Here is an 18620-nt window from a genome sequence, read left to right as displayed (position 1 = left end):
GGCGGTCGATGAGCGATGTGACGGCGCGTGAGGGCGGTGACGCGGGCGTGCCCGCCGAGGTGCCCGGCGCCGCGCCTGCGCCTGGCCGCGGCAGCGCGGGCCTGGCGGCTTTCGGACTGAACGTATCGTCGATCTGGGATGCGCTGCGCCGCGGCGAATTCGCGTTGGCGATCGGCGTCATGATCATTCTGGTCGTGCTGATCTTGCCGATGCCGGCGTTCATGCTCGACCTGTTCCTCGCTGTCTCGATCATCTTTTCCGTGCTGATCCTGATGACCGGGCTGTTCATTCAAAAGCCGCTCGAGTTCTCCTCTTTCCCGACGGTGCTCCTGATCGCCACCATGTTGCGGCTGGCGCTCAACCTGGCCTCCACCCGGCTGATCCTCGCCAACGGGCATGAGGGCACCGACGCCGCCGGCCAGGTGATCGAGGCTTTCGGCCATTTCGTGATGGGCGGCAACTTCATCATCGGCATCATCGTGTTCTCGATCCTGGTGATCGTGAACTTCGTGGTGATCACCAAGGGTTCGGGCCGGATCGCGGAAGTCGCGGCGCGCTTTACCCTGGATGCCATGCCCGGCAAGCAGATGGCGATCGACGCCGACCTGAGCGCCGGCCTGATCGACGAGACAACGGCGCGCACCCGCCGCCGCGAGCTGGAAGACGAAAGCACCTTCTTCGGCGCCATGGACGGCGCCTCCAAATTCGTGCGCGGCGATGCCATCGCCGGCCTGTTGATCACCTTCATCAACATCGTCGGCGGCATCATCATCGGTGTCGCGCAGATGGACCTTTCCTTCGGCGACGCCGCGACCACCTACACGCTGCTGACCATCGGCGACGGCCTCGTGTCGCAGATCCCGGCGCTGATCGTCTCCACGGCCGCCGGTCTTCTCGTGTCCAAGGCGGGTGTCTCCGGGTCCGCCGACAAGGCGCTCGCCCGGCAACTGTCCGGCTATCCCAAGGCGCTCGGCATGTCGTCCTTCGTCATGGTGACGCTTGCCATGCTGCCCGGCATTCCGATGCTTCCCTTCCTGAGCCTCGCCGGAATTTCGGGCTATCTGGCCTTCCGGGCCGGCAAGTCGCACAAGGAGGTGGCCGAGCAGGTCGAGGCGGCAGAAGTGGCGGCCGCCGCGCCGCCGCCGCCGGCGGAAGCGCCGATCACCGAATCGCTGAAGATGGACGAGCTGCGCATCGAGCTCGGCTATGCACTGCTGACACTGATCAACGGGAAGGGCGCGGAAAGCGACCAGTTGACCGAGCAGATCAAGGCGTTGCGCCGCCAGCTCGCCTCCGACCTCGGCATTCTCATGCCGCCGGTGCGCATTCTCGACAACATCCAGCTCGGCGCCAACGATTACATCATCAAGGTCAAGGAAGTGGCGGCCGGCGAGGGCCAGCTCTATCCCAGCCATTTCATGGTCATGGATCCGCAGGGCGGGCAGGTCAAGCTGCCGGGCCAACACACGACCGAGCCGACCTTCGGCCTGCCGGCGACCTGGGTGGAGGCGCAATACCGCGAGGACGCGGCGCTGCGCGGCTATACGGTCGTCGATCCCGCCACCGTGCTTGCGACCCATCTCACCGAGACGATCCGCGGCAATGTCGCCGAACTTCTCACCTATGCCGACGTGCAGAAGCTCCTCAAGGAGATCACCGGCGAACAGGCGAAGCTTGTCGAGGACATCGTCCCCGGCCAGATCACCGTGTCGGGCATCCAGCGCGTGCTGCAGACGCTTCTGTCGGAGCGCATCTCGGTCCGCGATCTGGGCACCATCCTGGAAGGCATCGCCGAGGCGACCGGTTTCACGCGCAATCCGGCGACCATCGCCGAACACGTGCGCACGCGGCTGGCGCGCCAGATTTCCGCCGCCAACCAGGCGCCGGGCGGCTATCTTCCGCTGATCGCGATGTCGCCGCAGTGGGAACAGGCCTTCATCGAATCCATCGTTGGGGAGGGCGACGAGCGTTCGCTTGCCATGGCGCCGTCCAAGCTGCAGGAATTCGTGCGCCTGGTGCGCGATGCCTTCGAGCAGGCCGCGCAGGCGGGCGAGGTTCCGGTGCTCCTGACCTCGCCGCAGACCCGACCCTTCGTGCGCTCCATCGTCGAGCGTTTCCGCGCCCATACCACGGTGATGAGCCAGAACGAGGTGCATTCGCGCACGAGACTGAAGACGGTCGGCACGGTCTAGGAGCCGGCGGGGGCGAGTGATGACGTTGCCGGTTGCCCGCGTTTTCGCGGTCCCGGGTCCGGCGCTGCCAACAAAGCTGTCGCCGCCTCCGGTCTTCACGTCGAAAGGCGACTGAAAATTCCCGGACATCTCGGATGAAAAGCGCCGACGCGCGATGGCCTCGAACGGTGACGTCAAGGCTTTCGACGGCGGTGCCGATGGCGTCGTCCTGCTCGCCAATCTTCGACTGGGCCTCGGTCTGAACCTGCTGCCTCACCTTCTGGAACAGAAGCTCGGTGGCAGCCGGGATCAGACCGACGTTGACAGCTAGTCCGCTGTGTCGAAGATTTCCGCGTGCCGCGCCTCCACACGGGGCCAAAGGCTGGCCGCTTCGGCGACGTCGAGGTCGAACATCTCCTTCAGGCAGGTGACCAGATCCCCGGGGGAGGCCAGATGCCGATCTTCCATGCCGTTCGCGGTGACGGTCCTGAGGATCTTGCCGCGCAGGGCAAGGTGGCGGTCCGCGAACCGACGCTGCGTGGTCAGATTGAGACGGAAGGGCGATGCCGGATCGCTCTGGAGCTGCAAGTTCGAGGCCTCGAAGTGACCAGGCGCCACCGGCTCGGGCGTGAAGTCGAAGCTGGAAGCGCTGTCGTGGACGGCATCTGAAAACCGCAAGAACCCATCTCCGGTTTCGGTGATCGAAAGACGATACGGCGTCTGCTCGGCCTCGCCGGGCGCAAGCGGCATCGGTTCGAGCTGGCTGCCGCCATAGCCGACATCGACGAGAAATGCGCCGCCGTCCAGATCCACGCGCAAGCACTTGTGATTGTCGGAAATTTCCGGCGCGCTGGCGCTGCGCCCGACGTGGCCCGCGAGTGGCGCGACGGCGAAACCGATCTCGCCGAGTGCCCATTCGAACAGCGTGTTCACCTCAAAGCACCAGCCGCCGCGTCGTCGCGTGACGATCTTGTCGTAAATTCCGGAGAGATCCGTCGTCACCTTTCGCCCGAGCTGCTGGTCGAGGTTCTCGAAGGGGACGCTGGCGAGATGGGCGCGCATCACACCCTTGAGCGTGTCGAGATCGGGACGGACCGGAAAGGAATATCCGATGCGGTCGAGATAAAGAGCAATATCCATGCTGGTCGTCTATCAGACCCCGAAAAGATCGGGAAGTGTGGCCGGGTGTTTCACACGCGCTGCTTGTTTCCGTCAAATGGTGACGTCGAGGCTTTCGATGGCCGTGTCGATGGCGTCGTTCTGCTCGCCGATCTTCGCCTGGGCCTCGCTCTGGACCCGCTGCATTACCTTCTGAAACAGAAGCTCGGTGGCGGCCTGGGTCGCGCCGACGTTGACGCCGAAGACGTTGGACGCGGCGGCCTGCTGGTTCAGGAATTTCTCGTTGTGGTTCTGCTGTTTGGCACGCCAAGCCTTGTTCCGTTCGTAGAACGAAAACTTCTGCGCCTTGCCAAATGAAGAACCGATTCCGGCCATGGGTGAGGGTGCGTTCCTGTTTGTGGAACCCGATCCTCGCCCGCTTATGGTTAATGCCGGTTTAACACTTTGCGCGATTTGCAAGTCGCACGGCGCGTCAGGGCTGGGCTGCTGTTCCCGGCACCTGCTGGGTGATGCAGTGGATGTTGCCGCCGCCGAGCAGGATCTCGCGTCCCGGCACGCCGACGATATCGCGGGTCGGGAAGAGGTCTTGCAGGATGTCGCGTGCCGCGCCGTCCGACGCCGGATCGAGCAGGGGAAAGACCACGCGGCTGTTGCCGATGTAGAAGTTGGCGTAGCTCGCCGCCAGCCGCTGGCCACCGCTGCGTGCCATGCCGGTCGCCGCTGCCTCGATCCCGGCCGCTTCGGTCTCGCTCATGTAGAGCGGTCCGGGCGCCGGCAGTTTCATGACCCCGAGCCTGCGTCCCGTCGCATCGCGGGCGGCTTCCAGCACGGCGAGCGCCTCGGCAGACCGCTCGTATTGCGGATCGTCGCGGTCCTGCGTCCAGGTCAACGCGATCACGCCGGGCGCGCAGACGTGCAGCAGGTTGTCGATGTGACCGGTGGTCTCGTCCTCATGGACGCCGCGCGGGATCCAGACCACGGTCTCGATGCCGAGGTAGTCCTTCAGCAGGTCCTCGATCTCCGCTTTCGACAGCTTTGGGTTTCGGCCGGGGCTGAGAAGGCATTCTTCCGTGGTGAAGGCGGTGCCCTCGCCATCGACATGGATCGCGCCGCCTTCCAGCACGAAGGGCGCGCGGTAGCGCTCGACGCTCTCAAGCTCGGCCACGCGGGCGGCGACGGCATCGTCGCGGTCCCACGGCGTGTACAGGCCGTTATAGTCGCCGCCCCAGGCGTTGAAGCGCCAGTCGACGGCGCGCCGGTGTCCCTTGCCGTCGATGACGAAACTCGGGCCGATGTCGCGCATCCAGGCATCGTCGCTTGCCATCTCGACGACGCGAATGCCGGGCGACAGCCGCGCGCGGGCGTTGGAATATTGCGTCGGCGAGACGGCCATCGTCACGGGATCGGAGGGGTGGATCGCCTCGGCGACGGCCGTGAAGGCATCCTGCGCCGGCCCGGCACCCTGCCGCCAGTTGTCGGGCCGTTCGGGCCACATCATCCAGCAGCCGGAATGCGGTTCGAATTCGCCGGGCATGCGAAAGCCGTCGGCGCGCGGGGTGGAGGAGAGCGGTTGCTTCATCGTTGACGCGTATGCCCGTCAAGGGTCGTCAGCGGGCCGTAGAGCTCTGGCCGGCGGTCGCGGAAGACGCCCCAGCCCGCGCGCAGCGCGGCGATCTCGTCCAGATCGAAGCTTGCGGTGAGCACCGTCTCGGACGTGCGGTCGGCCTCTGCCACCTTGGCACCGGTGGCATCGGCAATGAACGAGGAGCCGTAGAAGGTCAGCTCCGTGCCGCTGCGGCCCGGCTCCGTGCCGATGCGGTTGGAGGCGACCAGCGGCATCAGGTTGGCGCCGGCGTGGCCCTGCATCACGCGCTGCCAATGGGCGGCCGAATCCCAGTCGGGATCGAGCAACTCCGACCCGATGGCGGTGGGGAAGAACAGCATCTCCGCGCCCATCAGCGCCAGGGCGCGCGCAGTTTCGGGAAACCACTGGTCCCAGCAGATGCCGACGCCGATCCGTCCGAAGCGGGTGTCGAAAACCCGAAAGCCGGTGTCACCGGGCGAGAAATAATACTTTTCCTGGTAGCCCGATCCTTGCGGGATGTGGCTCTTGCGGTAGATCCCGAGGTTGGAGCCGTCGGCATCGATGATTGCGATGGAGTTGAAGCGCGCTTGCCCTGCGCGCTCGTAGAAGCTGACGGGGATGACCACGCCGAGCTCTTTCGCCAGCGCCTGCATGCGCGCGATTGCCGGATGGCCCTCCGCCGGTTCTGCGCGCAAAAGGAGATCGGGCGCCTCGTCCTGGCAGAAATAGGGGTATTCGAACAGTTCCTGCGGCAGGATGATGGTCGCGCCCTTTCGCGCGGCGTCGCGGATCAACCGCTCGGCGCGATCGAGGTTCCCATCGCGGTCTGGCGAACACGGCATCTGCAGGGCAGCGAGGACGACGGGGCGCATGGACACTCCGCAAACGTGGGGTTGCCGGCCCCAAGCGTGGGGATGCCGGTCGGCGGGAAGGGCCGGTTAACCGCGAAGACTATCGGATGTGGACGCGCGCGCCAATCGGCCGGTTGGCGCTGCGGGCTGCTTGATCCGGGTGGCCGGGAGGGCTAGGGGAAGTCGTCCCTCAAAGCCAAATGCCTGCGAGACCCATGTCCAGTCTTTCCGTCAAACTGTCCGGCTGCACCGATTTGCCCCCGGGCAAGATCGCCAATGTCGTCACCTATCTGGAGATGCGCGCGCGTCCGGCGCTGCGCGTCGTGGATCGTCCCGACCTTCGGCTGGAGCGGATCGAACGGCCGGATCCAGCGGAGTACCGGAGGCTGTTCCGGCGCATCGGCGACGACTGGCTGTGGTTCGGCCGGCTCGGCCTCGATGATGAGGTGCTCACGAAAACCCTGACGGCACCGGGGCACGAGGTCTATTATTGCCGGGGCGCAAAGGGCGAGGCGGCCGGCCTCCTGGAACTGGATTTCTCTCATCCGAGCGACGTGGAACTCGCCTATTTCGGGCTGGTGCCGGAGGCGATCGGCGGCGGCGCCGGACGCTGGCTGATGAACCAGGCGATCGGCAAGGCGTGGGACAGGCCCGCAACGGCGCGGTTCTGGCTGCACACCTGCACCGCCGACAGCCCGCAGGCGCTCGGTTTCTACATGTCGAGCGGGTTCGCCCCCTACAAGCGGGCGATCGAGATCGAGGACGACCCGCGTCTGACCGGTGTTCTGCCGCGCGATGTCGCCTCTCGCATCCCCCTGATCGAGGGCTGAGGCCCGCAGGCTCCGGTCAGCCGGTCATCTTCAGCCAGGCGCCGCCGGTGGCCGCGCGCAGATCCTCCACGGTGATGGAGAACACGCGGTTCGGCGCCCCGCCGGCCGCCCAGACGGTGGAATATTGCGCCAGATCCTCGTCGATGAAGACACGCACCTCGCCGATATGGCCGAGCGGGGCGACACCGCCGATGGCAAAACCGGTGCGCTCGCGCACGGTGCGGCCGTTGGGGCGCGTGAGTGTTTCGCCCAGATGGCGGCCGACGGCTGCTTCATCCACCCGGTTCACGCCGCTGACGAGCAGGAGCACGACGGTGTCGCTATCGGCACCCAGATAGACGAGGGACTTGACGATTTCCGCAACGGAGCAACCGCAGGCGGCGGCTGCTTCTTCGGCGGTGCGTGTGGAGGCCGGCATCTCGACGATGTCGATCTCGAGACCCGCGCTGCGGGCTGCCTCCAGAACGCGTTCGGTACTTGAAGGTCTTGCCATGAATAAGTCCTAAAGCTCGTTAACCATAAAACCGACTTTGATCGTGGATGAATCTTTCACACGGAGTCGGGCTGCTGCGATTGCAGAATGAGTGTGGTAAGCATTTTCGTTAAGGGTTCGTTTACCGGGTGAACGCAGGGGGATACCCGCCGTTCGTGGTTGAAAACAGGGTGCCGCATGACCAGATCGCGCGACAATGTCGTTCCGCACGCCAAGGTGCGCAGTCTTCGCGATGCCATTCGCAAGGTGAAGCTTGCGGAGGTTGAGCGCACGGATGTGGTTGTAGACCTTAAGGAATCCGAAAAGGCACGGCTGGAGCTGCTCTCGGAAGAGCTTCAGGATGTCTTCAAGGAAGTGCCGGAAGACGACGACCAGTTCTCCTTCCAGATCGTGCCCGGCAACCTGCCGAGACTGTGGATCGATATCACCAGCCATGTCGCCATGGGCCGGGACAAGCGCGTCTATCGCTTCATCAAGGACACGCGCATCGGCCGCACGGTGATTCTCGAGACGCCCGAGCTTGAGGATATGGCCGACTGCATCACCGAGTATATCGCCGAGCGCGTGCTGGAGCGCGAGCGCGCCGTCGAAGGCGACTGGCTCACCAGGCGGTTGAAGGAAGCGCCCGGTGCGGACGACGCGCCAGCCGGCGCCGTGCCGGCCGAAGCGCCGGTGCCGAGCGTACGTGGACTCTGGGGGCCATTCGCGGCCTTTGCCATTGGCCTGCTGGTCGGCGCCGCGGGCCTCGTCGGCTACGCCTGGTTTGCAAACCCGCTGAACTGATCGCCGCATTGCGGTTCGGAATTTCACGTTTGCCGCTCAGCCCGGGATGATCAGGCGCCGGGTGCCGAGATGCGCGACATGCGGCGTGTCGGTTTCCGGCTGCGACGGGTAGCCGCGCTCTTCCATCTCGCACTGCCAGTTTCCCGGCGTTCCCGAAATCGAAAACAGGTTGTAGCGCGCCGCCGGACGCTTGTGTCCGGGGGCATTGGATGCCGAGGGCACGCCGATCACCGGCACGGGTCCGTTTGGCCCGTCGATCTCGACATGGGTGGCGAGATGGGTGTGGCCGTGCAGGACCAGTTCGCAGCCGGCGCGCTTGATCGCGGCGCGCACGCGCGAGGCGTCCGTCAGCCGCTTGTGCCAGCCGGTCGCGCTGCGCTGCGGCGGGTGGTGGATCATCACCACGCGAAACGCGCCTTCGTCGCCAAGCCGTTCGAGCGCCGCGCGGAACGCTTTCGCCTGCCGGCTGCCGACGCGACCGGTGGCGAACCAGGGACCGCTCGCGCGCGCGCTCGAGACGCCGACAATCGCAACGTCTCCACGCCGACGCACGAAGGGAAAGGCGGGCTCGTGGTTGCCGTCGCCCGTCATGTAGGGGGACCAGGCATGCACCGCGCGGCGCAGAGCGCCCGGCACATAGGCATCGTGATTGCCCGGAACGAGCGAGGCGATGTCCGGCGGGGCGAGGGCGTCGAGCCAATGGCGCGCGGCGGAAATCTCGAGGTCGAGCGCGATGTTGACGAGGTCGCCGGTCACGGCGATGTGGTCCGGGGCGACGGTCTGTATGTCGTCGACAAGGCCGTCGAGCCAGGTCGCGGTCATTGTGCGCGCGCGGCTGCGATGCCAGTTGACGTAGCCGATCACGCGTTTGGACAGAAGCTCGCGGATGCGGGTGTCGGGCAGCGGACCGAGATGGGGGTCGGACAGATGGGCAAGACGAAACATAGCGCCACAACAAGGGGAAGCGCGGCGCCGGTCAAGCAAAAAGCGCCGCGGACGGATCCGGGCGCTTTGCGCGTGATGAATGCGGACCTCGGTCCGCGCGTGCGGAACCGGGTCTGCGCTGGCTCAGTTGCCGCTGAAGGTCGTCAACACCGCGGCGATGCGCGGGTTGGTCAGGTCGACAGCCGGACGCCATGCGTAACGACGGTTTGCGCGCCGCTGGAAGAACGCCGAGAACATGTCTCTCTCCTTGAGAATGCAGATTGGGGAAAGCCGTCGATCCGGTCTTCCGGGGGCACCCCTTCGCCTGCCGCGCGAAATTCGTTGATATCGTCGACTTCCACAAGCGACAGTTTCGCAGTGCACCCATGCAGTTCACGCATGGTGAGTTAAGACTGTCTGTATATCTGCACTGCGAAAGAGCCATTCGCCGCGAAAGCCGTTCACGGAGAGCAACACGTGCCGTCGCCAACATCCCTGCCGATGCGCCTGATGCGTCGCATCACCCTGACCGCGAACCGGCTGCGCCGGTCGATGACGCTCGGCGTGCGGGTTGCCGCCTACAGTGACGACGGCCGTATCCTGCTGGTGCGGCACGGCTACATGCCGGGGTGGTATCTCCCGGGCGGGGCCGTGGATGCGGGCGAGACGCTTGCGGAGGCGGCGGAACGCGAACTTCTGGAGGAAACCGGCGTACGGGCGCGGGCGCGCCTGCGCCTGTTTTCGATGTATCTGAATGCGCGCATGTCGCCGCGCGATCACGTGGCGCTGTTTTGCCTCGACAAGGTGCTGATGGCCGACCCGCCGCCCCGGCCGGGTCTGGAGATCCGCGAATCGGGGTTCTTCGCGTTGGCCGACCTGCCGGACGACACCACCCCGGCAACCCGCCGGCGGATCGCCGAGATTGCCGGAGCGGCGCCGGTCAATGCCCGGTGGTAGGGGTCAGGCGACGGCCTTGAGCCGGTCGCGGTCGTGCGGCGCGGTCAGGTCCATGGCGGGACCGACGGGCACGATGCCGGTCGGGTTCACCGTCTCGTGCGAGCCGTAGTAATGCGTCTTGATCGTCTCGAAGTCGCAGGTCCCGGCGACGCCGGGATGCTGATAAAGCTCCTTCAGGTAATTGTGGAGATTGGGATAGTCGGCAATTCGGCGGATGTTGCACTTGAAGTGCCCGACATAGACCGGATCGAAGCGCAGCAGGGTCGTGAACAGCCGCCAGTCGGCTTCCGTGATCCTGTTGCCGACGAGATAGCGTTGCCGGCCCAGCCGGTCCTCCAGCCAGTCGAGCGATTCAAACAGCGTCGTCACCGCTTCCTCGTAGGCGTCCTGGGTGGTCGCGAAGCCGGCCTTGTAGACGCCGTTGTTGACGGTGTCGTAGACTCGCGCGTTCACCGCCTCGATCTCCTCGTGTAGCTGTTCGGGCGAGACGTCGAGCGCGGCATTCACGCCTTCAAGTCCGTCGAAAGCGGAATTGAACATGCGCAGGATTTCCGCGGATTCGTTGGAGACGATGGTTTCTGTCTTCCTGTCCCAGAGAATGGGCACCGTGGCCCGGCCGGTGTAGACGGGATCCGCCTTCACATAGACCTGCCAGGCGGTTTCCGCTCCGGTGACGGGATCGGGGGTGGCGAAAGTCCAGCCGTTGTCGAGCATCAGCGGCTCGACGGCGTTCAGGGAAATCGCGTCCTCCAGACCCTTCAGCTTGCGCAGGATCATCGTGCGATGTGCCCAGGGACAGGCATAGGAGACGATCAGGTGATAGCGGCCGGCTTCCGCCTTGAAGCCGGCGTCGCCGCTCGGTCCGGCGCTGCCGTCCGGCGTGACCCAATTGCGGAAAGCGGCGCTGTTTCTGACAAAGCGTCCGCCGGTGGATTTCGTATCGTACCAGTCGGTGTTCCACACACCCTCTACCAGGCGGCCCATGACAAGATCCTTCTCGTTTGCGATGCTCACTCTCTCACATGGGCGGAAGGCGTGTGCCTTCAATGGGCTGAATGGTGCGTTCGCTCTGGTTGAACGCCGGAGGACAGGTCGATCTTCGCCTTTACGGCGCGGCCATCGCATGCTACCCACCCGATCCAACCGGCGTGTCATGGCGATGCGCCCACCCAGGCCAGACGGACATCGATGACCCGGATCGAACGGCAGCGACGAAGAGACGAACGACGAGGCTTGGCCTCGCGCGTTTCTCTGCGCATGCGCTGACGATCCACGGACTGCACCCTCGACGCCGTCTTTTCCGGATCCGAACGTCTCGCAGCATTTCATCGTTCTTCCTGCGCCCTGGATCCGTATCATGCTTGCATCGTCTTGGCTTATCCGGACAGAAACGTCCGACGACCTTCCCGAAATCGAGACCCTTCAGGCCGAAGCCTTCGGTCCCGGCCGCTTCGCGCGCACGGCGTTTCGCCTGCGCGAGGGCATCGCACACGACCCCAGGCTGAGTTTCGTCGGCGTGAGCGGCAATGCGCTGGCCGGGTCGGTGTGGCTGACGCCGATCACCATCGGAACCGCGCCGTCGCTCCTGCTCGGTCCGCTGACGGTCGCCCCGGCCTTCAAGAACCGCGGCCTGGGGCGTTTGCTCGTCGCGCATGTTCTCAAAACCGCGCAGGCGCTGGGCGAGCGCTCGGTGCTTCTGGTGGGCGATGCGCCCTACTACGGGCCGCTCGGGTTCGAGCCCGTGCCGGCGGGCAGCATCGCGCTCCCCGGACCGGCCGATCCGGCGCGTGTGCTCATTGCCAACCTGTGCCCCGAAGCGCCGCTTCCGACCGGCGCGGTCCGTGGCGGCCGCGCACGCGCCGTCTGATTTGCAGGCGTCAGCGCCCCTCGCGGTACCACAGCAGCGACACCACACCGAGCAGAAGCGCCAGACCGAGAAGTCCCTGGAACAGCGGATAGCGGTCGACGCCCTTCAGCACGCTGGCGCTTGTCGAGCGCAGGCCGATCCAGCCGTCCCCGGAAAAGGCCGAGGCCCGGCGCAGCGGCACCACGCGCGGCATCAGCACCTCGCCACCCGCGTCGGCGATCCGCCGGGTCGCACCGCCGGTTTCCGCGCTGAGCGGTCCCAGCGTCTCAGTCGTCGACAGGACGTCGGTAAACTCGCGCGGGTTGGGCGGGCCGACATGGACCAGCGCCTTTCGCGTGCCGTCATCGACGGTATAGAGACCCAGATCGGGCGCCGGCGTGCTGGCGCGCCACAATCCCGGGGCGACCTCCGTCGGAGTGAGGGTACGGGTCTCGCCGCCGGGCAGGGAGAGAACGAGGTCGCCGACGTTCTCGCCGATGGTCTGGCGTTCGGCCACGACCTCCGGTCCACGCGATGTCAGGCGAAGCGCTTCTTCTTCCAGGTCCGGTTCCTTCATCAGCCAGTGCGCCAGCCGCCTGAGCAGCGCGACATGGGGTCCGCCGCCCTCGTAGCCGCGCGCCCACAGCCAGACATGATCCGACAGAAGCACCGCGACGCGGCCCTCGCCCTCGCGCCCCAGCACCAGAAGCGGCTTGTCGTTCGCTCCGTTCATCAGCGTTTCGGCGTTGGCGACATTGGCTTCCACCAGACGGAACCAGCGGCTCCAGTCCGGTGGCGTCGCGCCTCCGCCCGGCAGGTCGCGGGTGACGGGATGGCGCGTGCCGGTGTCGGAAATTTCGGCGCGGAAGGGCTCTTCATAAACGATGCCGGTCGGCTCGGCCGGCAGGACCGGAGACAGCGGCGTGCGGTAGATGCTGCCGCCATCGGCATAGTCCGGGCCGCTTGCGACCAGCACGGCGCCGCCGTCGCGCACATAGCGCGCGATGTTGTCGAAATAGAGCAGCGGCAGCACGCCGCGCCGGACGTAACGGTCGAAGATGATCAGGTCGAACTCGTCGATCTTGACCGAGAACAGCTCGCGGGTGGGAAAGGCGATCAGCGACAATTCATTGATCGGCGTGCCGTCCTGCTTGTTCGGCGGACGCAGGATGGTGAAATGCACGAGATCGACGGAGGCATCGGACTTCAAAAGGTTGCGCCAGGTGCGTTCGCCCGCGTGCGGACTGCCGGAGACGAGCAGGACGCGCAGGTTCTCGCGGATGCCCTCTACCGTCACCACCACGCGGTTGTTCAGATCCGTCAGTTCGCCGGCCAGCGGATCGGCGGTGAACTCGAAGATGTTGTCGCCGCCATGGGCGATCTCGACGGGAATGTCGACGGTTGAGCCGGGCAGGGCGCGTTGCTCGGCCACGACCTCGCCGTCCCGGCGCACGAGAATGCGCACACGCTCTCCCGAAGCGGCCGGGCCCCGATCCTGCAATTGGAGCGTGACGACCTGCTCGGACCCGACCAGCGCGAATTTCGGTGCGCGGGCAATTGCCAGCCGGCGGTCGACCTCGTCCTCGCGGCCGGTGATCAGCGCATGCAGCGGTGCCTGGAAGCCGAGGTCGGCGGCGGATTCGGGAATGTCGTGCACCTGACCGTCGGTGATCATCACCGCGCCGCCGATGCGTTCGGGCGGCACGTCCGACAGGCTGTCGGCCAGCGCGGAGAACAGCGCGGTGCCGTCCGCGGCCGCGCCCTCGCCGCGTGCGGCGCGGGTAACGCGGATCTCATAGCCGGGAAGGGCGGATATCCGGGTCTCGAGCGCTTCCAGCGCGTCGGCCGTCGTCGTGTCGCGCCCGTCGAGACGCTGACTCTGGCTTTCGTCGACGACGACCGACACGATACTGGTCAGCGGTTCCCGGTCCTCGCGCTCGATTGCCGGTCCGGCAAGCGCGAAGACAAGCGCGGCCATGGCGGCGGCGCGCAGCGGCCAGGCGGGCAGGCGCATCACGGCCGCCGCGCCGGCAAGCGCGAGCGCCACGGCGCCGGCAAGCGCGAGCGCCCAGACCGGAACCAGCGGGTCGAGGGACAGGGACCAGATCAAAGGCGGTGCTCCTATTGTCCGAGACGTTCAAGCAGGGCGGGGATGTGAACCTGGTCGGCCTTGTAGTTGCCGGTCAGGGCATACATCACGATGTTGACGCCCGAGCGGAAGGCGAAGTCGCGTTGCGTCTGGTCGGGCGGAACCGTCGGGTAGAGATAGGTGCCCGCCTCGTCGATCGCCCAGGCGGCTGCGAAATCGTTCCCCGTGATCAGGACCGGCGAGACGCCGTCTCCGGCCCTGACCGGACGTCCCGAAATGCCGCCGGTGTCGCGCTGGCTCGCTTCCACCCACAAGGGGCTGCCGGTGTAGCGTCCGGGAAATGTGTCGAGCAGATAAAAGGCCTTGGTCAGCACATGGTCCGCGGGGACGGGCTCCAGCGGGGGAATGTCCAGTCCGTCGAGCACGGCCCTGAGCCGCAGCACCGACGGCGAGGTGCCGACGCCCGAGATCCCCGAGGAGAGCTGGTCGGCGGTATCGAACAGGATTGTCCCTCCGTTGCGCATGTAGGTGTCGATGCGCGCCAGCGCTTCCGGCGAGGGGCGGGCGGTGTCCTCTGAAATCGGCCAGTAGAGCAGCGGAAAGAAAGCGAGCTCATCGCGTGCAATATCGACGCCCATCGGCGCTTCGGGTTCCAGCGCGGTGCGGCTGGCGAGAAAGCGCGTCAGTCCGTAGAGCCCTTGCCGGCTGGTTTCGTCACGCCGGGCGTCGCCGGTCAGCACATAGGCAAGCCGCGTGTCCAGCGAGGCGTCCAGCGCCATCAGGTCGGCGGAGGTTTCCTGGGCAAGCGCCCGCTCGCCGGGCAGCGCCACGAGGCCCAGTGCCAGCAGGGCCGCGCCGGCGGAGGTCGCGAAGCGTCCGCGCAAGGGTCGGCGGTCGCCGCGCAGCCAGATCATCGCCAGTGCATCGGCGAAGAGCAGAAGCAGCGCGAGCGTGAAGAACAGCGGCCTGAGATCGCTTGCGGTTTGCGTCGGATAGGCGGCGATCTCGGCCGTGTCGCGCAAAGGCGCGATATCGAGCGCGGTCACTTCGGCCGCTTTTGTGAACAGATTGACGGCCCGCAGTGCATCGTCATGCCCGTAGAGACCCGGTGGGTGGCGGCGGCTCGCGGCGACCTCCCGGGCCGGATCCATCGGCACGGCCGAGGCGGGCGGCGGTCCGAGGCGGCCGTAGCCGTTCAGCACGCGCACCGGCGGAAGCACCGAGGCGGGATCGCCGGCCGGGCGCGCCGCACCGGTTGCATCGCCGCCGGCCTCGGCCATCGGCGTGGCGGTGCCCGACAGGGAGACGATCCGGCGCAGCATTTCCACGAAGGTGCCCGACAGGGGCAGGTTGGACCAGGCGGTGTCGGCGGAGACATGGAACAGGATCAGGCGTCCGCGTCCGCGCTGCGACGCCGTCACCAGCGGGGTGCCGTCGGCGAGCAGCGCCCAGCTGTGCTCCGACAGGTCCGGGCCCGGCTCGGCGAGCACCTGCCGGTTGACCGTGACGTCTTTCGGCACCTCGAGGCCGGCGAAAGGCGACTGCGCGGAAAAGCCCGAAAGCGGCTGCGGATCGTCCCAGGACAGGCTGCCGCCAAGGGCGCGGTCGCCGGCGCGCAGGGGGGTGGGGACGAGATCATCGCTTCCCCCGGCCAGCCGCGGGCCGGCGAAGCGCACAAGCACGCCGCCCTGATCGACCCAGCGGGCCACCTCGTCGCGCACGGGATCGCGCAGGCGGCCGACATCGGCCATGATCAGAACGGAAACGCCCTCGTCGATCAGGGTCGGCACGGCCTCGTCGAGGTTGTCGGCGCGCGGGCGGCGCAATTCGGTAAAGGGCGAGAGCGCGCGGTCGAGATAATAGAGCGGCGAGAGCAGCGGCTGGGCCTGGTCGATGGAGGCACCGGAAACGAGCCCGACGGTGCGTCGCTGCGAGCGGTCGTCCAGTAGCTGCACACCGGCGGCGCTGGCTTCTCCGCTCACCTCGAGACGGGCGATGTCGTTGCGCAATTCCACGGGAAGCGCGAAGCGCACCGATCCGCTCGTTTCGTCTTCCCCGAAGGTTGCCTGCGTTTCGCCGATCACCAGGCCCTTGCGGTCGAGTGCGCGCACGGTGACGGGGCCCTGCGTTCCCGCCGGGCGCACAAGGGTCGCGGTCAGTGCGTCGACATCGTTTTGCGCGGCGGCCAGGACCATCGGTCTTTGCAGCCCGGTGTAGACGGTGAGCGCGGCGTCGCCGGAGATGGCGCGCAGGTCATCGACGAAGCGCGGGTCCGCGCTGGCGGCGCTGTCCGTCGACAGCCAGATAACGGCGCCGGGCGCTTCTTCGGCGGCCGCCTTGCGCAGGTTGAGCGTGAGTTCGCCGCGCGCGGTCGGCCAGGCGCGCGGTTCGAGCGCGCGCAGCCGTTCCAGGGCGGCCCGGGCGGACTGGGGCACGAGTGGCTGGTCCGGACCTTCGGCGGTCGCGGCAAGCAGCACCGGGCGGGCCTGTTCCGCCGCCGTTTCCAGCAGGCGTTCCGCCGTCGCGCGCTGGGTTTCCCAGTCGACGGCCGAGGCCCAGCCGTTGTCGACAACGAGCCAGAGCGGTCCGTCGCCGGCCGGCGCGTCGGCGACCGGACGCCAGACCGGGCCGGCGAGGGCGACGATCAGGGCGGCGGCCAGGCCCAGGCGCAGCAGCGTCAGCCACAGCGGGCTCTTGTCCGGCGTTTCCTCGCGCTTGTCGATGTCGGCCAGGAGGCGTGCCGGGGGAAAGGCGACCTGGCGCGGCCGCGGCGGAATGAGCCGCAGGAGCCACCAGATCGCCGGCAGGAGCAGAAGGGCGGCAAGTGCCAGAGGCGCGGTGAAGCCGAGTGGCAGGAAGGACATCATGCGCCGTCTCCCGTGCCGTTCGACATCAGGTGTCCGCTCAACCGGCTGTGCAGCACCAGCATCGGTTCCGCCGCCGGCCGGTCGGTGTGATGGACGAGAAAGGTCCAGCCGGCCTTGCGCGCGACGTCGCGCAGCGTTTCGCGGTGGGCGTCGAGGCGGGCGGTATAGGCGGCGCGCCAGTCTTCCGCCTTGCCGCTGGTCAGCCGGAAGCCGCTTTCGGGGTCATGAAACTCCGTACGGCCGGTAAAGGGAAAGGTTTCCTCGATCGGATCGAGCAGCATGACCACATGCGCGCGCGCGCCGGTCGCCGCCACCGTTTGCATCCACGCAAGCGTGTCCTCCAGCGGGTCGAGCAGGTCGCCGATCAGCACAACGTCGGAAAAGCGGCGGATCTCGTGGGGGTCGGGCAGGCTCACGGGGTCCTTGATGTGGGCAAGGGCCGAGGCGATGCGTTCCGCCGCATGCCGGTCGGACACGGGACGGCGCAGGCCCGGCAGGCCGACGCGTTCGCCGGTTTCGGCAAGCAGGTCGGCAAGCGCCAGCAACAGCACCAGCGCGCGGTCGCGTTTGGTCGCCTGCGACAGATGCGAGCGAAACGCCATGGAGGAGGACAGATCCGCCCACAGCCACACCGTATGCGCGGCCTCCCATTCGCGCTCGCGCACATAAAGATGGTCGTCGCGCGCGGAGCGGCGCCAGTCGATGCGCTTCACCGGCTCGCCGGCGACAAAGGGCCGGAACTGCCAGAAGTTTTCGCCCGATCCGGCACGGCGCCGTCCATGCCAGCCGGCGTTGACCGTCATGGCCACCTGCCGGGCCTCGACAAGGAGATCGGGCAGCGCGTCGGCGAGCGAGCGCGCCCGCGCGACCACCTTCGGCCAGGCGTCTTTCTCCGTGGGTGCCTCGGCGGCGGAACGGGACGTTGCGAAGCGGGGGAGGCCCTCCATCGGCGATTACCCGACCCGGCTTTTGACGCGCCCGATCAGGCTGCGGATGGTGTGACCGTCGGCGCGGGCGGCGAAGGTCAGCGCCATGCGGTGCTGGAGGACCGGTTCGGCGAGCGCCAGCACATCGTCGACCGACGGCGCAAGACGTCCGTCGACGAGCGCGCGGGCGCGCACCGTGAGCATCAGGGCCTGGCTTGCACGCGGTCCCGGGCCCCAGGCGATCAGGCCGGCAAGGTCGTCGTCGGTTTCCCCGGGGCGTGCGGAGCGCACCAGCTCCAAAATGGCCTCGACCACGCTTTCGCCGACCGGCATGCGGCGCACGAGCTGCTGGCAGGCCGTCAGGTCCTCGCCGTTCATCACCGCCTCGGCATCGGCGTCATGCGCACCGGTGGTTTCCATCAGGATGCGGCGTTCGGCGTCGCGGTCGGGATAGTGCACGTCGATCTGCATCAGGAAGCGGTCGAGCTGGGCCTCGGGGAGCGGATAGGTGCCTTCCTGCTCCAGCGGGTTCTGGGTGGCGAGCACGTGGAAGGGGCGCGGCAGGTCGTAGCGCTGCCCCGCGACGGTGACGTGATACTCCTGCATCGCCTGCAGCAGCGCCGACTGGGTACGCGGACTGGCGCGGTTGATCTCGTCGGCCATCAGGAGCTGGGAGAACACCGGCCCCTTGATGAAGCGGAACTCGCGGCTGCCGTCCGGCGCCTGGTCCATCACCTCGGCGCCGAGAATGTCGGAGGGCATCAGGTCGGGGGTGAACTGGATGCGCCGGGCGTCGAGCCCGAGAACCGTTCCGAGGGTTTCCACGAGCTTGGTCTTGGCCAGGCCCGGTACGCCGACCAGAAGTCCGTGGCCGCCCGACAGAAGGGTCACGAGCGCGCGCTCGACGACGCTTTCCTGGCCGAAGATGATGCGCGCGATTTCCCGGCGGGCGGCCGAGATCTTTTCCATCGCCGCCTCGGTGTCGCGAGCGATCTCTTCCGGATCGATGTCGGGTTGCGTGATGGCACTCATGTCGGCTGCGTCCTTCCTGATGCTGTGCCCAGTATGGGCCGTCCCGCGTCTCTTGTCGCACGCGCAATCGCCTGCGTGTCGATCCCGTCGACCCCACCGTTGCGACCGGGGCCGTTTGACAGCCTTCCGGCCGCGCCGTAAATCGGT

General features: G+C 67.1%; 17 protein-coding genes. 6 read left to right on the top strand and 11 right to left on the bottom strand.

All coding sequences use genetic code 11. The features are described from left to right. The first annotated feature begins 8 nt into the window (after positions 1-8). Both flhA and G572_RS26300 read left to right on the top strand, forming a co-directional pair. A complete protein-coding gene (flhA, locus tag G572_RS0114780; RefSeq protein WP_029059136.1) occupies positions 9-2192 on the top strand; it encodes a flagellar biosynthesis protein FlhA in 2184 nt (727 codons plus the stop codon). Positions 2193-2346: 154 nt separating this feature from the next. Continuing rightward, complete coding sequence (locus G572_RS26300; RefSeq protein WP_156884632.1) at positions 2347-2502, top strand: hypothetical protein; 156 nt, start codon at positions 2347-2349, stop codon at positions 2500-2502. Here G572_RS26300 and G572_RS25550 read toward each other — a convergent pair. The 4 genes from G572_RS25550 to aguB all read right to left on the bottom strand — a co-directional run bounded on the left by G572_RS25550 (position 2499) and on the right by aguB (position 5747). Beyond that, a complete protein-coding gene (locus G572_RS25550) occupies positions 2499-3311 on the bottom strand; it encodes an arylamine N-acetyltransferase family protein (RefSeq protein WP_051242425.1) in 813 nt (270 codons plus the stop codon). The two genes, G572_RS26300 and G572_RS25550, sit on opposite strands and share 4 nt — an antisense overlap. Before the next feature lie 72 nt (positions 3312-3383). After that, positions 3384-3665, bottom strand: coding sequence for a hypothetical protein (locus G572_RS0114765; RefSeq protein ID WP_029059135.1), 282 nt, complete (start codon positions 3663-3665; stop codon positions 3384-3386). 97 nt (positions 3666-3762) lie between these two features. Continuing rightward, positions 3763-4869, bottom strand: a complete 1107-nt coding sequence (aguA, locus tag G572_RS0114760; protein WP_029059134.1) for an agmatine deiminase — start codon at positions 4867-4869, stop codon at positions 3763-3765. Beyond that, positions 4866-5747 (bottom strand): N-carbamoylputrescine amidase, encoded by an 882-nt coding sequence (gene aguB, locus G572_RS0114755; protein WP_029059133.1) that lies wholly within the window; start codon positions 5745-5747, stop codon positions 4866-4868. The genes aguA and aguB overlap by 4 nt, the downstream gene beginning before the upstream one ends. Before the next feature lie 194 nt (positions 5748-5941). Here aguB and G572_RS0114750 point away from each other — a divergent pair, with 194 nt between their 5' ends. After that, a complete protein-coding gene (locus G572_RS0114750) occupies positions 5942-6556 on the top strand; it encodes a GNAT family N-acetyltransferase (protein ID WP_029059132.1) in 615 nt (204 codons plus the stop codon). Positions 6557-6572: 16 nt separating this feature from the next. Here G572_RS0114750 and G572_RS0114745 read toward each other — a convergent pair whose 3' ends face one another. After that, on the bottom strand, positions 6573-7049 hold the full coding sequence (locus G572_RS0114745; RefSeq protein WP_029059131.1) for a YbaK/EbsC family protein: 477 nt from the start codon (positions 7047-7049) through the stop codon (positions 6573-6575). A 177-nt stretch (positions 7050-7226) separates the two neighbouring features. Between G572_RS0114745 and G572_RS0114740 the strand changes: the two genes are divergently transcribed. Beyond that, positions 7227-7832: a hypothetical protein gene (locus G572_RS0114740; protein WP_029059130.1), complete on the top strand. Its 606-nt coding sequence runs from the start codon at positions 7227-7229 to the stop codon at positions 7830-7832. A gap of 36 nt (positions 7833-7868) precedes the next feature. Here G572_RS0114740 and G572_RS24070 read toward each other — a convergent pair whose 3' ends face one another. After that, positions 7869-8777: a metallophosphoesterase family protein gene (locus G572_RS24070; protein ID WP_037546924.1), complete on the bottom strand. Its 909-nt coding sequence runs from the start codon at positions 8775-8777 to the stop codon at positions 7869-7871. Positions 8778-9233: 456 nt separating this feature from the next. Here G572_RS24070 and G572_RS0114725 point away from each other — a divergent pair, with 456 nt between their 5' ends. Next, complete coding sequence (locus G572_RS0114725; protein WP_029059129.1) at positions 9234-9713, top strand: NUDIX domain-containing protein; 480 nt, start codon at positions 9234-9236, stop codon at positions 9711-9713. 3 nt (positions 9714-9716) lie between these two features. On the opposite strand, the gene G572_RS0114720 is transcribed toward G572_RS0114725, so the two are convergent. Next, complete coding sequence (locus G572_RS0114720; protein ID WP_029059128.1) at positions 9717-10697, bottom strand: glutathione S-transferase family protein; 981 nt, start codon at positions 10695-10697, stop codon at positions 9717-9719. A gap of 373 nt (positions 10698-11070) precedes the next feature. Between G572_RS0114720 and G572_RS0114715 the strand changes: the two genes are divergently transcribed. Further along, on the top strand, positions 11071-11580 hold the full coding sequence (locus tag G572_RS0114715; protein ID WP_029059127.1) for a GNAT family N-acetyltransferase: 510 nt from the start codon (positions 11071-11073) through the stop codon (positions 11578-11580). A gap of 10 nt (positions 11581-11590) precedes the next feature. On the opposite strand, the gene G572_RS0114710 is transcribed toward G572_RS0114715, so the two are convergent. The 4 genes from G572_RS0114710 to G572_RS0114695 are packed head-to-tail and all read right to left on the bottom strand — an operon-like array spanning position 11591 to position 18473. Beyond that, positions 11591-13669 (bottom strand): membrane protein, encoded by a 2079-nt coding sequence (locus tag G572_RS0114710; protein WP_029059126.1) that lies wholly within the window; start codon positions 13667-13669, stop codon positions 11591-11593. 11 nt (positions 13670-13680) lie between these two features. Further along, entirely contained in the window at positions 13681-16515 is a 2835-nt protein-coding gene (locus tag G572_RS0114705) for a DUF4159 domain-containing protein (protein ID WP_029059125.1), read from the bottom strand. Then, entirely contained in the window at positions 16512-17462 is a 951-nt protein-coding gene (locus G572_RS24065; RefSeq protein ID WP_037546922.1) for a DUF58 domain-containing protein, read from the bottom strand. Before G572_RS24065 ends, G572_RS0114705 begins: the two co-directional genes overlap by 4 nt. Positions 17463-17468: 6 nt before the next feature. After that, the gene (locus G572_RS0114695) at positions 17469-18473 is read right to left on the bottom strand and encodes an AAA family ATPase (protein ID WP_029059124.1); all 1005 of its coding nucleotides are present in this window, start codon (positions 18471-18473) and stop codon (positions 17469-17471) included. Between the last annotated feature and the right edge of the window lie 147 nt (positions 18474-18620).

The organism is Stappia stellulata DSM 5886 (assembly GCF_000423705.1).
GTDB lineage: Bacteria > Pseudomonadota > Alphaproteobacteria > Rhizobiales > Stappiaceae > Stappia > Stappia stellulata.
This window is presented reverse-complemented; position numbering and strand designations above follow the sequence as displayed.

Coding starts and splice junctions, on each gene's coding strand:
- flhA (WP_029059136.1), top strand. CDS start 9: ATGAGCGATGTGACGGCGCGTGAGGGCGGTGACGCGGGCGTGCCCGCC.
- G572_RS26300 (WP_156884632.1), top strand. CDS start 2,347: ATGGCCTCGAACGGTGACGTCAAGGCTTTCGACGGCGGTGCCGATGGC.
- G572_RS25550 (WP_051242425.1), bottom strand. CDS start 3,311: ATGGATATTGCTCTTTATCTCGACCGCATCGGATATTCCTTTCCGGTC.
- G572_RS0114765 (WP_029059135.1), bottom strand. CDS start 3,665: ATGGCCGGAATCGGTTCTTCATTTGGCAAGGCGCAGAAGTTTTCGTTC.
- aguA (WP_029059134.1), bottom strand. CDS start 4,869: ATGAAGCAACCGCTCTCCTCCACCCCGCGCGCCGACGGCTTTCGCATG.
- aguB (WP_029059133.1), bottom strand. CDS start 5,747: ATGCGCCCCGTCGTCCTCGCTGCCCTGCAGATGCCGTGTTCGCCAGAC.
- G572_RS0114750 (WP_029059132.1), top strand. CDS start 5,942: ATGTCCAGTCTTTCCGTCAAACTGTCCGGCTGCACCGATTTGCCCCCG.
- G572_RS0114745 (WP_029059131.1), bottom strand. CDS start 7,049: ATGGCAAGACCTTCAAGTACCGAACGCGTTCTGGAGGCAGCCCGCAGC.
- G572_RS0114740 (WP_029059130.1), top strand. CDS start 7,227: ATGACCAGATCGCGCGACAATGTCGTTCCGCACGCCAAGGTGCGCAGT.
- G572_RS24070 (WP_037546924.1), bottom strand. CDS start 8,777: ATGTTTCGTCTTGCCCATCTGTCCGACCCCCATCTCGGTCCGCTGCCC.
- G572_RS0114720 (WP_029059128.1), bottom strand. CDS start 10,697: ATGGGCCGCCTGGTAGAGGGTGTGTGGAACACCGACTGGTACGATACG.
- G572_RS0114715 (WP_029059127.1), top strand. CDS start 11,071: ATGCTTGCATCGTCTTGGCTTATCCGGACAGAAACGTCCGACGACCTT.
- G572_RS0114705 (WP_029059125.1), bottom strand. CDS start 16,515: ATGATGTCCTTCCTGCCACTCGGCTTCACCGCGCCTCTGGCACTTGCC.
- G572_RS24065 (WP_037546922.1), bottom strand. CDS start 17,462: ATGGAGGGCCTCCCCCGCTTCGCAACGTCCCGTTCCGCCGCCGAGGCA.
- G572_RS0114695 (WP_029059124.1), bottom strand. CDS start 18,473: ATGAGTGCCATCACGCAACCCGACATCGATCCGGAAGAGATCGCTCGC.